14 protein-coding genes and 2 tRNA genes are annotated in these 15,238 nt (G+C 52.7%); 13 read left to right on the top strand and 3 right to left on the bottom strand.

Features of this window, described 5'->3' with window-relative positions; all coding sequences use genetic code 11:
• Positions 1–3: 3 nt before the first annotated feature.
• Positions 4–162 (top strand): DNA methyltransferase, encoded by a 159-nt coding sequence (locus tag ACK5LI_RS01400; RefSeq protein WP_416945842.1) that lies wholly within the window; start codon positions 4–6, stop codon positions 160–162.
• Positions 163–379: 217 nt separating this feature from the next.
• Here ACK5LI_RS01400 and ACK5LI_RS01395 read toward each other — a convergent pair.
• From ACK5LI_RS01395 to ACK5LI_RS01385, 3 genes are all read right to left on the bottom strand, one after another.
• Positions 380–456: transfer RNA gene (locus ACK5LI_RS01395), tRNA-Asp, on the bottom strand.
• Between the two features lie 7 nt (positions 457–463).
• Positions 464–539 (bottom strand) — tRNA-Val (locus tag ACK5LI_RS01390).
• A 70-nt stretch (positions 540–609) separates the two neighbouring features.
• A complete protein-coding gene (locus ACK5LI_RS01385) occupies positions 610–846 on the bottom strand; it encodes a hypothetical protein (protein WP_416945840.1) in 237 nt (78 codons plus the stop codon).
• Between the two features lie 247 nt (positions 847–1,093).
• Between ACK5LI_RS01385 and ACK5LI_RS01380 the strand changes: the two genes are divergently transcribed.
• The 12 genes from ACK5LI_RS01380 (at position 1,094) to pseB (ending at position 15,062) form a co-directional block, all read left to right on the top strand.
• Positions 1,094–1,960, top strand: coding sequence for a hypothetical protein (locus ACK5LI_RS01380; protein WP_416945839.1), 867 nt, complete (start codon positions 1,094–1,096; stop codon positions 1,958–1,960).
• 171 nt (positions 1,961–2,131) lie between these two features.
• A complete protein-coding gene (locus tag ACK5LI_RS01375) occupies positions 2,132–2,782 on the top strand; it encodes a Crp/Fnr family transcriptional regulator (RefSeq protein ID WP_416945838.1) in 651 nt (216 codons plus the stop codon).
• 142 nt (positions 2,783–2,924) lie between these two features.
• Positions 2,925–4,802, top strand: coding sequence for an anaerobic carbon-monoxide dehydrogenase catalytic subunit (gene cooS, locus ACK5LI_RS01370; RefSeq protein ID WP_416945837.1), 1,878 nt, complete (start codon positions 2,925–2,927; stop codon positions 4,800–4,802).
• Between the two features lie 36 nt (positions 4,803–4,838).
• The gene (locus ACK5LI_RS01365; RefSeq protein ID WP_416945836.1) at positions 4,839–5,636 is read left to right on the top strand and encodes an ArsA-related P-loop ATPase; all 798 of its coding nucleotides are present in this window, start codon (positions 4,839–4,841) and stop codon (positions 5,634–5,636) included.
• 249 nt (positions 5,637–5,885) lie between these two features.
• Positions 5,886–6,536 (top strand): class I SAM-dependent methyltransferase, encoded by a 651-nt coding sequence (locus tag ACK5LI_RS01360; RefSeq protein WP_416945835.1) that lies wholly within the window; start codon positions 5,886–5,888, stop codon positions 6,534–6,536.
• Positions 6,537–7,067: 531 nt separating this feature from the next.
• Positions 7,068–8,381, top strand: coding sequence for a hypothetical protein (locus tag ACK5LI_RS01355; protein WP_416945834.1), 1,314 nt, complete (start codon positions 7,068–7,070; stop codon positions 8,379–8,381).
• A 230-nt stretch (positions 8,382–8,611) separates the two neighbouring features.
• Positions 8,612–9,409 carry a DUF3100 domain-containing protein gene (locus ACK5LI_RS01350; protein ID WP_416945833.1) on the top strand — a complete coding sequence of 266 codons (798 nt, stop codon included), beginning with the start codon at positions 8,612–8,614 and terminating at the stop codon, positions 9,407–9,409.
• Between the two features lie 2 nt (positions 9,410–9,411).
• Positions 9,412–9,858 carry a hypothetical protein gene (locus ACK5LI_RS01345; RefSeq protein ID WP_416945832.1) on the top strand — a complete coding sequence of 149 codons (447 nt, stop codon included), beginning with the start codon at positions 9,412–9,414 and terminating at the stop codon, positions 9,856–9,858.
• The gene (locus tag ACK5LI_RS01340) at positions 9,859–11,010 is read left to right on the top strand and encodes a M20 metallopeptidase family protein (protein ID WP_416945831.1); all 1,152 of its coding nucleotides are present in this window, start codon (positions 9,859–9,861) and stop codon (positions 11,008–11,010) included.
• 152 nt (positions 11,011–11,162) lie between these two features.
• On the top strand, positions 11,163–12,395 hold the full coding sequence (locus tag ACK5LI_RS01335; protein WP_416945841.1) for an L-serine ammonia-lyase, iron-sulfur-dependent, subunit alpha: 1,233 nt from the start codon (positions 11,163–11,165) through the stop codon (positions 12,393–12,395).
• 447 nt (positions 12,396–12,842) lie between these two features.
• Entirely contained in the window at positions 12,843–13,769 is a 927-nt protein-coding gene (locus tag ACK5LI_RS01330; RefSeq protein ID WP_416945830.1) for an NAD-dependent epimerase/dehydratase family protein, read from the top strand.
• A 291-nt stretch (positions 13,770–14,060) separates the two neighbouring features.
• On the top strand, positions 14,061–15,062 hold the full coding sequence (pseB, locus tag ACK5LI_RS01325) for a UDP-N-acetylglucosamine 4,6-dehydratase (inverting) (RefSeq protein WP_416945829.1): 1,002 nt from the start codon (positions 14,061–14,063) through the stop codon (positions 15,060–15,062).
• Positions 15,063–15,238: the final 176 nt, after the last annotated feature.

The raw sequence follows: 15,238 nt of genomic DNA, 5'->3' as shown, positions 1-15,238 counted from the left end.
GCTATAGCTCAAGATGATTGCGTTGTTCTGGACCCTTTTATGGGTTCTGGGACAACTGGAAAAGCGGCTCTTTCTACGGGCCGAAAATTCATCGGTGTAGAGTTGGATAAGGGGTACTATAACATCGCTTGTAAGCGGCTTTTTTTAAACCGCAGTAAGTGACGGAGTAAGGACATAAAAAGCCCTGACTCTGGTCGGGGCTTTTTCTCATTTTGAAATGGCAAAATTCTCAAATAGAGTGTCAACTTACAGCAACAAATACGACAGGCGAAGGAGACAGCTTATAAAAAACCAAGGGCGGGGGCAAATGGTCAGGGGAAGAGGTCTCCCAAAAAAGAAAAAGGCACTAATCGCATGATTAATGCCCTTGATGAACAAATGGCGGAGCGGACGGGACTCGAACCCGCGGCCTCCGGCGTGACAGGCCGGCGTTATAACCGACTTAACTACCGCTCCGCATATGTGGTGGACGGTACAAGACTTGAACTTGTGGCCCCTGCCGTGTGAAGGCAGTGCTCTACCAGCTGAGCTAACCGTCCGCGAGATGGAGCTTCTACACGCACGGCATCCGGCTGTCAATCAACTTTTTATTTTTTTAGCAGCCACAGATCAGCGCTTGGGGTCTTTGGTGCCTGCATAGGTAAAGTTGCCTTTCACCATGCTGTAATAGGTGCCCTTATCTATGCCTATGGGCTTTCCGCACACGCACCATATTTTTCCTTCGCGTTCTTCAAAGCCGAATACTTTGCTGATGCGGTCCTTATGGCAACGCAGCACCTCGCCCGGCCCCAGCTTCAGATACTTCCACAATTTGCGGCGACAGGCCGCACACTTTACGGTCAACATGCCCGCAGCATACTAAACCAACGCGTGGCAGGCAATGCGTTGTCACAAGCGCTTGACCGGGATGAAAGCATAAGCCCTCCGGCATGGCACCTTCTGCTGCTAACCACCCTTCACCGTATCATTAATATATTACCAGCCAGCACATTTGAATCTGTTAAAAAAGTTATGCGCAAAATTGTACGACATAACAAAGCGTACTTATTTTTTTGTAACCCCATTGACACATTGCGCACCCCGCAACTAAAGCATGATTCAAAAAGCTATGCTCTATACTACACCTTATTCCAAACAACTTCGTCACACTGTCGATTCCTTCATTCTGCCGGCAACCATCATGGCGTTCACCTTTGAACATTTTGCCATGTACGCTTCCGGCTTCATGCTGCATATCATTCCGGAACTGATCATCGCCCTGACTATCCGCCACGCATGGAAGAACCGCGAAACAAACATATGGTCATTGTTCGGCATTATTGCAGGATCAGTTGTGGCTATCGCCCTGTTGGAAGTAACATTCCACCTGTACAAAAATGTACCGTTTGATGAACGCGGACCGGTAACTGCAACATCTGTAATGCTGCTCGTTGCCTGTTCCATCACGGCAGGCAAAGTATATCGCCAACGGACAGAAGGAGAAGCGTTCAGCCTTGCGTCGACCAAGCTCATCTGGCTACTCATGGCAGCCGGTTTTGCATTTCTTGCTCTGGATGAAAAAGTACTCATCCATGAAGGGCTTGATAAAATGATCTACCGCGGCTCCGGCATGGAGTATTCATCTTTCTCTGAAAGAATGGATGACTTTATCGTTCTTGGCTACGCACTTATCGGCATGTTTTCAGTTTACTGGTACCGCCGCGAAATTCTGCGGTACAAAAAGACTATCACCGTACTGGGCGTCGGTTTTGTGGTTCTTGTTCTGCACAGCGGGCTGGACATGGCAGGCAGACCTGACTTTGTTATCAATGTACTGAAAATTACAGAAAACCCCACGCAGATAGCCCACGCCATTGATATGGCAGAAGAAGTCTTTAAGCTGACAGCAGAAGCCTGTTTCCTTTCCGGCCTGCTGCTGGCGCTGAAAGGCAGCAGTGCACCGGATGCCGACAGCATATAAAAGTACCCGAAATCAAAACGTATCAAAGCCTCCGCACTGTCGGGGGCTTTTTTCATTTGTTTATACAACTAATTAGACTGCTTCATTTATTGCTTTTGGTTGCGCGGGTACATTGACGCATGCTACACATTGTAATGCCGTACCAATACAAAGCCATCGGGGGGATGTGCCTTGAAGTTTTCTGAAATCAACTTGCTGGACGAATTGAAGCGTCCCGAACTTGCAGATTTGCATAACATTTTCCATCAGCGGGCAGTGGCCAAGGGTGCAATAGCCTTTCATCCCGATGCCGATGAAAACCTTGTATTCATCATCGCCAGCGGGCGGGTGCGCATTTATTTAGGGTTTGAAGATAAAGAGTTTACACTTGGCGTTCTTGAAGCAGGCGACCTGTATTCCACGCACGCGGGCTGTTTTGCGCAGGCGCTGGAAGAATCATCCCTGCTGGTAACAGATGTACAGTCCGTCAAACGGTGCATGAGCGAAGTGCCGTTATTTAACAGAACAATGGTCCGTGTGCTCGGACAGATTCTGAACAACTCATTTTCCATCATCGGCAGCCTTGCGTTTCAGGATATTTATTCCCGCCTGACAGCTTTTTTATACAAGGAAGCCCTGCGCACAGGAGTACAAACCGATGAAGGTACCGAACTGCGCCTTGCCGTAACCACCGAGCAGCTTTCGCAACATATGGGAGCCACACGCCAGACGGTATCGACACTGCTTAATAACCTGGTCCGTGAAGGCATCATGCAAAAACGCGGGCGTTCCGCATGGTTAATACCAGATATGGAAGCGCTACGGCAGCAGGCACAGCAATAACGCAGTTTTCACAACTTTTTTCATCCTAGTGTCAGCCAGCCGACAAACATTACGGCCTGCTTAGGCCACTATGCTTACATAGTCAGCAACACCCACTACGGACAGACAAAGCGCTGCCCGTAAACAACGGGAGGATACAGGTATGGCAAAAGAACCGCGTCCGGTAGAAGAACTCTCCATCTGGGAAGATGCTCAGGCTATGCTTACCAAAGCACGCGCCGAAGGCATTGAAACAGCCCACGAACGGCTGCAGCAACAAACACCCCACTGTAAGTTCTGTGAACTGGGTGTAAGTTGCCGTAACTGTACCATGGGGCCGTGCAAAATCACCCCCAAAGCTCCCCGCGGGGTCTGCGGCGCAGATGCCGACGTTATTGTGGCACGCAACTTCGGACGTTTCATAGCTGGTGGCTCCGCCGGTCATTCCGACCACGGCCGCGACCTTGTGGAAGTGCTTGAAGCCATTGTTGAAGGCAATACCAAAGACTACCGCATCACCGATGAAAACAAACTGCGCGCTATCGCTGCAGAAATCGGCATCAGCACCGAAGGCCGCGACATTATAGCCGTGGCCTCTGATGTCATAGACGTATTTTATGCAGACTTCGGCAGCCGTAAAAAAGAAGTCGCTTTTCTGTCACGCGTTCCGCAACAGCGCAAAGACATATGGAAAAAGCTCGGTATGACTCCCCGCGGCGTTGACCGCGAAATAGCAGAGATGATGCACCGCACCCACATGGGCTGCGACAACGATGCGCCCAACACACTTATCCATGCAGCCCGAACCGCCCTTGCAGACGGCTGGGCAGGCTCCATGATCGGCACAGAACTTTCTGATGTCATCTTCGGCACACCTACCCCCTCCATGTCATACGCCAATCTTGCCGCCATCAAACAGGACAAGGTTAACATTCTCGTGCACGGCCATAATCCTGTTGTGTCCGAAATGATTCTGGCAGCCGCACGCGAGCCGGAACTTATCGATCAGGCAAAGGCTCTGGGGGCCAGCGGCATCAATGTGGCAGGCTTGTGCTGTACAGGAAACGAATTACTGATGCGTCAGGGCATTCCCATGGCGGGTAACCACCTGATGACAGAGCTTGCCATTGTCACAGGCGCTGTAGAAGCTGTGGTGGTAGACTACCAGTGTATTATGCCCAGCCTCGTACAGATTTCCGGCTGCTACCACACCAAATTCATCGACACAGCGCAGAAGGCCCGCTTTACCGGAGCCATCCACTTCGACATCCATCCGCACAATGCTCTGGAGCAGGCCCGCGAAATAGTCCGGCTGGCTGTGCAGGCTTACGCCCAGCGTGATGCTTCGCGCGTACAGATTCCCGGCAAACCGGTAAACATCATGACCGGCTTTTCCAACGAGGCAGTCATCAAAGCGCTTGGCGGCTCGCTGGACCCGCTGGTGCAGGCCATTGCCGCAGGCGACATTCGCGGTGCCGTAGGCATTGTCGGCTGCAACAATCCCAAGTTCCAGCAGGACTCCATGAATGTTGGGCTGGCAAAGGAACTTATTAAAAAAGATATTCTGGTGCTGGTTACCGGTTGCGTAACCACGGCGGCAGGCAAGGCCGGACTGCTCGTGCCCGAGGCCATTGAAATGGCAGGCCCGGGCTTGAAAAAAGTCTGCGGCGCACTGGGTATTCCGCCTATACTGCATTACGGGTCATGCGTAGATAACTCCCGCATTCTCCAGCTGTGCGCAGCGCTGGCAAACGCACTTGGCGTGGACATCAGCGACCTGCCTGTCGGGGCATCTTCACCGGAATGGTATTCGGAAAAAGCAGCAGCCATTGGCCTGTATGCTGTTGCCAGCGGCATTTACACGCATCTCGGACATCCGCCCCACATTCTTGGCTCTGAAACCGTGACCAACCTCGCGGTTTCCGGCCTTGAAGACCTCGTGGGCGCAACGTTCGTCATTGAGCCTGATCCCGTAAAAGCCGCAGAGCTGTTCGATCAACGAATCCGTGCAAAGCGTAAAGCGCTGGGCCTTGGCGAATAGCACAGCAAAAATGAAGCGTACGAGGATACATACAAAATGAAGCTGGCATTTGCAGGCAAAGGTGGCGTAGGCAAAACGTCCATTACGGCATGGATGGCCGACTGGCTGGCCAGATGCGGCCGTGACGTGTGGATGATTGACGCAGACACGGCTCTGTCTCTGGGGCAGGCGTCAGGCCTTTCTCCGCAGGAGCTACCGCAGCCCCTCATAGCCAGAAAGGATCTGGTGCAGGAACGCATTCATGCCGGAGGTTTTCTTAACCTGAACCCCGATGTGGATGACCTGCCCGCGAAGCTGGCAGTTGATGTGCCTGTATCCGGCGCGCCGCTGTATGCCGCCTCCGCCGGGCGCAAACGGTTGCTGGTCATGGGTGCGCTCACCAACGCGGGCGGCGGCTGCGCCTGTGATGGCAATGCGCTGCTCAAGGCCCTACTGGCACATATTGTGATGGATGCATCCAGTTGCGTACTGGTAGATCTGGAAGCCGGCGTGGAACACCTTGGCAGAGGCACAGTGGCCCATGTGGACGGGCTGGTGGTCGTCAGCGAGCCCAGTATGCGCAGCCTTCAAACCGCAGCAGAAGTAAGCCGCATGGCAACTGACTTGCAACTGCACAAGCAAGCTCTGGTGCTCAACCGCTTTGCTGCGGATCTTCCCGTACACCTGCCGGACTTGAACGGGCTTCCCCGCTGGCATACAGCTTTGCCGCCGCTGCACGGTCTCATATCACGGCAGCTTACGGAAGCCAGCGTACTCAATCTGCCCGAGCAGACGGACATAGACCGTACCCTGCAGGCTGTTGCCAGTCATCTTGGTTTTATTGCGCAGCCTTGAGATAACTCTACAAACATCTATCAACCAAGCCCCTTAGCCCGCAGGCAAGGGGCTTTTTTTATACACACTCTAACACTGCAACCACGCTCATATTCCATGCACTACGCCGCCAAAACGCTGTCTCCGGCGCGCCGCAAACGCGGAGTGCTTGCTAACCTGCTGCCATACCAATATAGAAACATCTCAACTTGCTGCTAACGCACATACGCACCAGATGCAGCAGCTAAATACAATACAACGGGCAGCACCATGAACGCATTCAAACCTACGCAGCAACAACACTGGAACCAGAGTTTCATCCGGATGCCCGACATGTTCGGTCAGGAACCAAGCCAGCCCGCCAAAGCAGCGGCAACATTGTTTGCACAAAACGAAGCAAAAACCATTCTTGAGCTGGGCAGCGGGCAAGGCCGCGACACACTATTTTTTGCTCACAACGGCTTTCAGGTAACGGCGCTGGATTATGCCGAAACAGGCGTAAAAACCATCGAAGCAAAGGCGAAGCACTTCAGCATGGCAGACAACATAACCGCCATGCAGCACGATGTGCGCCAGCCCCTGCCCTGTAAAGACGCCAGCTTCGACGCCTGTTTTTCGCACATGCTATACTGCATGGCGCTGACTACAGACGAGCTGAAAAAACTTACCGGCGAGGTTCATCGCGTTCTCCGTTCCGGCGGGCTGCATGTGTACACAGTGCGTCACACCGGCGATGCCCATTACCGGCAGGGCAATCATCACGGTGAAGACATGTATGAAACAGGCGGCTATGTAGTGCACTTTTTTGATAAGGCAAAAGTGGAACTGCTGGCGGAAGGCTTTGAACTGCTGAGCATTGATGAGTTTGAAGAAGGCCCCCTGCCCCGCAAACTCTTTCAGGTGACGCTTCGCAAGCTGTAGTAGCTTTTTCATCTTACGAATCACAAAAGCGCCCCGCACAGTTGTGTGGGGCGCTTATTTGTTAATAACTAAAATTTCTTCAGCCAGGTGGCAAATCAAAGGTATTGTAAGGGCAAACTCTCACCGGAAGGTGCCGGAGCAGAATAAGGCACCGACATACTAAAAAATACCGCCTCCCCTCCTGCACATTCTATAGCATGCCAGTAAAATGAACATATGCATGTCGGAAGAACGTTTATCCTTGCCTGATAGACACATAAAGTATCTTCTGTTCATGCAACTTTGCGACTCATGGTATTTTTACCTGATACTTGCAAAGTAAAGCACACCATCTCTGCACAGCAGATACTCCCTTCACCGGTCCATGCATGCTGCATTTGCCCCCCTTGACACCTTCACACTTCCCGTGCACAGTGTGCACTCTTATGGTCATATTCTGGACATGACCGAAAAAACATACCACACAGCACAGGCATGAGTCGATGTGAATATCTGCGTCGGCACTATACCCAGCAACAGCAGGGGCGGCAGATGCCGCAGAGGTTCGCACCTTCCATGAGTGAAACCATTGCCCTTATCGGCCCTTCAGACTCTGTGGGAGTCATCCGCGAATGTGTTACGCGCTTTTTCCCGAATCTGACGTTTCGGGCATATATACGCGAACACACCAACGATACACATGAAATTCTGGAACAAAGCCAGAGCGAATGCGACGGGCTGCTGTTTGCCGGCATCGGCGTGCAGGAAGCCGCTAAAGCCAAAGGTGTGGTCACCAAGCCCCATACGCAACTCGAGCGCGGCGCTTACAGTCTGCTCCATGCCTTTGCTGCCATCCAGCGCAGTGGTGTGCCGCACAGTCGCATCAGCATTGACGTAATCACCGACCCCGTTCTGAACGAAGTCATCCGCGAATACAGCCTTCCCTTTGCAAAGGTTTATTCCATGCCCTTTGCCGTGCAGCTGCGAGAAGAAGAATACTTACAGCGTCACCTTGAGTTGCTGAACTCCGGCAAAGTAGATCTTGCGATATCAGGCTTCGGCGGAGTGTACCGGCAGCTGCGCATGGCAGACCATACTGCTTTCAGAATGCTGCCCAGCTCCTTGCAGATTCGCGAAACCATGGACAGGCTGCTGGCGGATATCGCCACTAGAGGTCTGCGGTCTGCCGGAATTGCCATTCAGATTGTGCGTCTGCACCGAAACGAAGAACTTTCCGCCAATCAATACGATCAGATGAAGGATGAAGGCAGATTCTTTCTGGAACTTCTGGAGTACGTCCGCGCCATTCAGGGCAGCCTGTTCAACTTCGGCAAACACGAATACGTCATATTTTCCACACGTGGCGTCATAGAAAGCCCTGTGCATCTGGAAATGTTCACCCGACTTATCCAATGGGGACGTAGCAACAACCTGCTGCTCTCTTCCGGCATCGGCATCGGCGCCACAGCGTTTGAAGCAGAAAAGTCCGCACGGCTTGCCCTTTCGCACGGGCGCAAACTGCCGCAGGGCGGTCTTTATCTGGTGCAGGGCGACCATATCCGCGGTCCGCTTGGGGAACAGGGCGAACTGAACTACCGCACCCGTATCGAAGACACGACTTTGCTTCGCATGGCGGAAGAAATCGGTATCAGCGCAAGCTATGTTGACCGCATCCGCGCTGTGATAGACAAAACCGGCAAAAATACATTTGATGCAAACGATCTGGCGGCCTGCCTCGGTATAGGGGAACGCAGCGCCAGACGGGTGCTGAAAAAATTTGTGGACAGCGGCTACGCCACACTGGTGGGCAAGGAAAACGCGCATCAGGTAGGCCGCCCTAAAAACCTTGTAAAAATTTCAATTTAAGCAGGGCATTTTTTTAGCACTATTTTCGGACATGTTTTTGACTTGTCCAAAAATAACCAGCCAGAATTTCTGGCCAAAAATGTGCCTGCAGGAGGAGACCACCCGACAACAAAACAGGGGACGTAGGAGTATCGAAACTGAGGAGGGGCACCGGTGCCTGCAATACGCTGCGCCATGCAGCATAGCGCCGCTGCCGACGACAACAACTACACTACTGCAGGACAAACACTATGTTAGACGCCATTAAAAACGTCAAAATCCACCTGTTGGTTCTGGCACTGGTTGCCGCATCCGAACTGATAGGCATTCTTAAATTTCCCGTCGGGCCAGGTATGATCGTACTGGTTCCCATGCTGTACGCTGTGTTCATGGGTACATTTCTGGGTCCGAAATTCCTTAAAATCGTCAACGACAAAGACATGGATCATGCAAGTTCGCTGGTCAGCCTGACGTTGATGCTGCTTATGGCTCGTTACGGTACCCTTGTCGGTCCGAAATTCTTTGAAATTGTCAAAGCAGGTCCCGCGCTGGTTCTGCAGGAGTTCGGCAACATCGGCACCCTGCTTATCGGTATTCCCATTGCCGTGTTCCTAGGCCTGAAGCGGGAAGCCGTCGGTGCCGCGCACTCCGTAGCTCGCGAGCCTAACGTGGCGCTTATCAGCGACATTTACGGCCTGAACTCACCTGAAGGACGCGGCGTAATGGGCGTGTACATCTGTGGTACCGTGTTCGGCACTATTTTCTTCGGCCTTACCGCCTCCTTCCTCAGCATTCTTGATGTGTTTCATCCCTATGCACTTGCCATGGCAGCGGGTGTGGGTTCCGCCAGCATGATGACTGCCACCGTGGGCAGCCTTTCTGCCATCTACCCTGACATGGCAGAACAGATTCAGGCATTCGGCGTGGCAAGTAACACCCTGTCAGGTCTTGATGGCGTGTACATGTCTATGCTGATAGCCCTGCCCCTTTCCAACAAGCTCTACAAGATCATCTACCGGATCAAATACGGCAAAGAGGAGGCGAAATAACCATGAGCAAAATCACTGAATCCGCTATCGTCCTTGCACTGGTTGCCGCCATCACTCTTGTAGGCAACCGGATTGGCTACGGCTTCGGCATTGCAGAGGCATTGCCCGGTATGGCTGTATTGTTTGCCATATGCATGCTCGGCATTCTTGCCAACCGCTTTCTCTTCAAACTGCCTACCGTATTGTATGTCATCACCTTCGGCATGGTGCTTACGTTGCCCGGCTTTCCCGGCAGCGCAACCGTGGCGGCGTGGGTATCGAAAGTAAACTTCCTTGCGCTGACCACCCCTATTCTGGCCTATGCCGGTGTGGGCATAGGTAAAGACCTGCCCGTACTGAAGCAGACCGGATGGCGCATCGTTGTTGTCAGCCTGTTTGTAATGACAGGTACCTATATCGGCTCTGCAGCCATTGCACACGTAGTACTGAAGTTCCTCGGAGAGATATAAATGCCCGTAAAGCCGGAAATAGAAGCTCGCTTTGAAGAGCTGAAAAACATTCGGCAGTACCTGCACACCTGTCCTGAAGTAGGGCTGGAAACTGTGCAGACCGTAGCCTTTGTAAAAAAGCAGCTTGATGCTCTTGGCATCGGCTACGAAGACATCGGCGTTAATTCGCTGCTGGCAAAGATTGAAGGAAAAGGAAAAGGCAAAACCGTAGCTTTCCGCTGCGACATGGATGCACTGCAGACAACCGAAGAAACCGGCCTGCCCTACCAGTCTGTTGTGGAAGGCTGTATGCACGGCTGTGGTCACGACGGTCACACCACCACCATGCTGGCCTTTGCCGGATATTTGGCAAACCACCGCGACTTTAACGGGACTGTTCTGCTGCTGTTCCAGTCAGGCGAAGAAGGCTACGGCGGTGCGCTGGAAGTCATCAATGACGGTCTGTTTGAAAAATACAGCATTGATTACATGTTCGGCATGCACAACTGGCCGCCCTACGGAGAACATCAGGTAATCGTGCATAAAGGCACTGCCATGGCTTCGGAAGACCGGTTTGACCTGATCCTTCGCGGCAAAAGCGGTCATGCATCCGTTCCGCACGGCTGCATCGAACCTTTTGCCGCCGTGGCGGACTTCATCAAAGGTGCCCAGTCCGTCATCGCCCGCAAGGTATCCGCCCACGACAAAGCCGTCATAAGCATCACGCAGGTGCACGGTGGCAGCGCGTACAACATCATCCCCGATGAGGTTGTCATCAAAGGCAACGTCCGCACCACCGACCCGAAAGTACAGGACGTTATCGAGGAATCACTCGGCCACCTCGTTGCTGGGCTGGAAACAATATATGGTGTAACCGCCACGTTTACTTACCATCGCAAGCATCCGCCTGTGATCAACACCACGCCGGAACTGGTCATTGCCGCCGCTGAACGTGTGGTGGGTAAAGAAAACGTGCTTACCGAAGAGCTGCCCGCCATGGGCAGCGAAGATTATGCATTCTACATGCAAAAAACCAGAGGCTGCTTTGTATGGATAGGCAACGGTTCAGATTCGCCGTTGCTGCATAACAGCAAATACGACTTCAACGACAATGTCACCGTTCTGGGAGCTTCACTTTTTGCAGAGCTTCTGGACGAGGCATTGTCCGACTAGCGTAGCCCGTAACACACTCACTCCGGCTGTCCGGCCTGCTGCCGCAGGCTGCAAACATGACCCGACTCCGTCATGCCTCCTCCGACCCTGTTCCTGCAAAAGAGGCATTGGCCGGACAGCCAAAAATTTCACTGCACATACCGGAGTACTTAATGGACTCATTACGAGAGCTCTATAAAGTGGGCAACGGCCCCTCCAGCAGCCACACCATGGGACCGCAAAAAGCCGCAGGCGAATTCATGCAGCGCACGCCGCAAGCGGCAAGTTATCGCGTAACCTTGCTGGGCAGCCTTGCCGCCACAGGCAAAGGTCACCTGACGGACTGGATCATTAAAAAAACGCTGGGCGAAGAGCGTACGGAAATCATCTGGAAACCGGAAGAGGTGCGCCCCTTCCACACCAATGGGATGGTTTTCAAAGCGCTGGACCACAACGGCCAGATTCTTGCCGGAGAAGGCAGCACATGGGAAGTATACAGCGTAGGCGGCGGCACCATTGCAGGAGCAGATTCTGCCACCCGCGGGACCAGTAGCTTTTATTCGCTGACCACCCTTGATGCCATCATGGCGCACTGCAAAACAGACAACATAGAATTGTGGGAATATGTAGAAAATCAGGAAGGACCTGAAATATGGGACTTTCTGCGTAACATCTGGCAGGCCATGCAGGAATCCATTGAACGTGGTCTGGCTAAAACAGGAGTTCTGCCGGGTGATCTGCGCTACCCGCGCAAAGCGAACGCCTTTTACAAAAAGGCCCGCATACAGTCCGGCAGGTTACGCTCTACGGGTATGACCTTTGCTTATGCACTTGCCGTGTCGGAAGAAAATGCCTCCGGAGGACTCGTGGTCACAGCTCCCACGTGCGGTTCTGCCGGTCTGGTGCCTTCGGTACTGCGTTCGCTGAAAGAAGACTATGACCTGTCTGAAAGCGAAATACTCAAAGCGCTTGCTGTGGGCGGACTTATCGGCAATCTGGTGAAGCAGAACGCTTCCATTTCCGGCGCCGAAGTAGGCTGTCAGGGCGAGGTAGGCACAGCCTGCGCTATGGCTACGGCCATGACCGCATATCTTTTCGGCGGCACGAACATGCAGGTAGACTATGCAGCCGAAATGGCGCTGGAGCACCACTTAGGCATGACCTGCGACCCTGTGGGCGGCTACGTGCAGGTACCTTGCATAGAACGTAACGCAGTGTCCGCAACCCGCGCCATCAACGCGGCGGAGTATACTCTGTTCACCGACGGTAATCACCGTATCAGCTTTGATCAGGTGGTTCAGACCATGGGTGAAACCGGCAGAGATTTAAAATGCGGCTACAGAGAGACATCGCTTGCAGGGCTGGCCAAGCACGCCTGCCTGACAAACTGCGGCAGCGGCTGCTGACTGACGCATACAACCAGTCTGCCAGCCAGATGGTAACCAAAGCAGACATCAGAAAGCCCGCACTGTTGCGGGCTTTTTTTGTACAAAAACAAAAAAAGCATGGAGGTAAGACAACAAGAACCTCACCGGCAGCCAGTCGTTCTTTTGACAACTGAAATAATCTCAAAAATAAAAACGCATAAAAACAACACAATAAGCAGGAAACGTTCCTATGGTTCGCTTCTTGCTTTCTTTTTTCAATCAACAAAAGTAAACGCAATCTGTTAAGTGCGGGCATAGCGCGCTGTAAACAAAAGCTGAACGGCACCCTGACGATTCAGCAGGTTTGCATCCCGCACGGACAGAGGATGCCGCCGCTATTACAGCAGGGTATCAGCCGCCAATTGGTATGAAATACAGTATGAACGTACGTCGCAAAAATATGCTACCTGTTCCACGGAGCCCAAAATGAAACGTCAAACAATTCTGATAACTGGCGCAACGGGCTTTATCGGCTCCCATGTGCTCCGCCAGCTTGCAGACAAGCATACTGTAGTGGGCCTTTCTGCGACATCTTACCCTTCTGCTGATCAGAAAAACCGTATTGAGCGCATGATCCTGCCTCATCAGGATCTGGAAGAGCTTATCGCCGAACTTGTTCCCGACGAAATCATTCATTGTGCTGGAGTGGCATCAGTGGGCCTTTCCATGACCCGCCCCGGTGTTGATTTTCAGTCCGGTCCGCCGGTTGTCTTTCAAATTTTCGATGCGGTGCGCAAATGCAGGCTGAACACCCGCATCATGCTTATGTCCAGCGCGGCAGTATACGGTAATCCCGCAACGTTGCCGATTCAGGAAAGCACACCTGCTGCCCCCATTTCACCTTATGGCTGGCACAAATTGATGTGCGAACAGATTGCGCAGGAATACGCCGATATTTATGGCATCTCCAGCTACTCATTGCGTATCTTTTCCTGTTACGGAGACGGCTTGCGCAAACAGTTGCTCTGGGACGTTGCCCGAAAAATCCAGAGCAACGCCCTTTCATTATCCGGCACAGGGAAAGAAACACGGGATTTTATTCATGTGCGGGATGTCGCGCGTCTGGTTGAACTCCTTATCCACGAAAAAGTACATAACCGGCACACCATACTGAATGTGGCATCGGGCACGCAGACCAGTGTGCGCCAGATAGCAGATACTCTGCGTGCGTCATTCGGCTATACGCCCGAAGCGGTATTTGACGGCAAAGTCCGCTCGGGTGACCCAGCTCACTGGCAGGCAGATGTTTCTGCAATCTCAGGCATGGGCTTTACTCCGAAAATTTCTATCGGGCAGGGCATAGCAGACTACGCGCAGTGGTTTAAAGCTGCGATGAATGCCGCAAAACAGTAAGCAGGCTAACGTGGCATGATTCCAATGCAAAGCGTGGCGTTGACAAAAAAACAGCTTGAAAATTATCACAGGATGTTACCGGAAAGTATGGCACCAAAAGCAGCGTAGCCACAGGCTGAAACAGCAATCGCCGCTGCTAATGTTGATGCGGACGGATTTCATGGCGTTAAGTTGCCAGATTGCAACCTGCCAACCACAATCAACCGGAAAATTTATCAGTGCCGATAAGGCGTTTTGCCCGCATCAAGGCTGCCAAATCCGGTCAAGAGCGCTCGTTAAAGGAGTAACTACGTGTTTACAGACAAAACCATCCTCATTACCGGCGGAACCGGCTCTTTCGGACAACAATGCATCCGGATGTTGTTTGAACGCTGGGCTCCTAAAAAAGTCATAGTATTCAGCCGGGACGAAATGAAGCAGTGGGATATGCAGCAGGCTTTCCCTAAAGAGCAGTTTCCGGCGTTGCGCTTTTTTGTGGGTGACGTACGCGACAAAGAGCGTCTTTACCGTGCCATGCGCGGTGTGGATATTCTGATTCATGCAGCAGCTCTGAAAATTGTGCCCACGGCAGAATACAATCCGTTTGAGGCTATCCGCACCAATATCATCGGAACTGAAAATGTTGTCTCCACCGCTCTGGACTGCGGTGTAAAAAAAGCTGTGATGCTGAGCACCGACAAAGCCGTCAGCCCTGCCAACCTGTATGGTGCAACCAAGCTGTGCGCAGAAAAGATGTTCGTAGCAGGCAACGCCTATTCCGGCGAGTCAGGTACGCGTTTTTGCGCAGTACGGTACGGCAACGTAGTGGGCAGCCGCGGCAGCGTTGTCCCCTTGTTTTTAAAGCAGCGCGAAAAAGGGCTGATCACCATCACCGATTCCAGAATGACCCGATTCTGGATAACCCTGCGCCAAGGCGTAGATTTTGTCCTTTCCAGCCTTGAGATGAGCGTTGCAGGTGAAATTTTTGTTCCGAAGCTGCCCACCATGCACATTACGGATCTGGCAAAAGCCATCTGCCCTGATTGTGAGGTCAAGTTCACCGGAATCCGCCCCGGCGAAAAGCTGCATGAGACTATGCTTTCCGTAGATGAAGCCCGCCACACACAGGAGCAGAAAGACAGGTTTATCATCAAGCCGCTGTTCAGCTTTTCCACTCCCGGCAAAACAGACTGGGGAACTCCTGTGCCGGAAGGTTTTGAATACAATTCAGAATCAAACCCGTGGAAGCTGGATGAAGAAGAGCTTACCCGTATGCTTATCGAACTGGACCCCTGCTATAACGGCCCGAAGTAGCAAGTAAACGCATCAGTCGCTGGCAGACACGTACATGCCCCGCGCTGCAACGGGCAGAGTATGCAGATTCCGACGCGAAGGACGGGCACAGCAGCCAGCAAAGGCAGGAGTAGCCGGCATGCCCGCCACCAGCGCCGATGCGTATCGGCGGCAGACAACTCGTTACCGCTGCATCG

Origin of the sequence: Oleidesulfovibrio sp. (assembly GCF_047973035.1) — a bacterium.
Lineage (GTDB): Bacteria > Desulfobacterota > Desulfovibrionia > Desulfovibrionales > Desulfovibrionaceae > Oleidesulfovibrio.
This window is presented reverse-complemented; position numbering and strand designations above follow the sequence as displayed.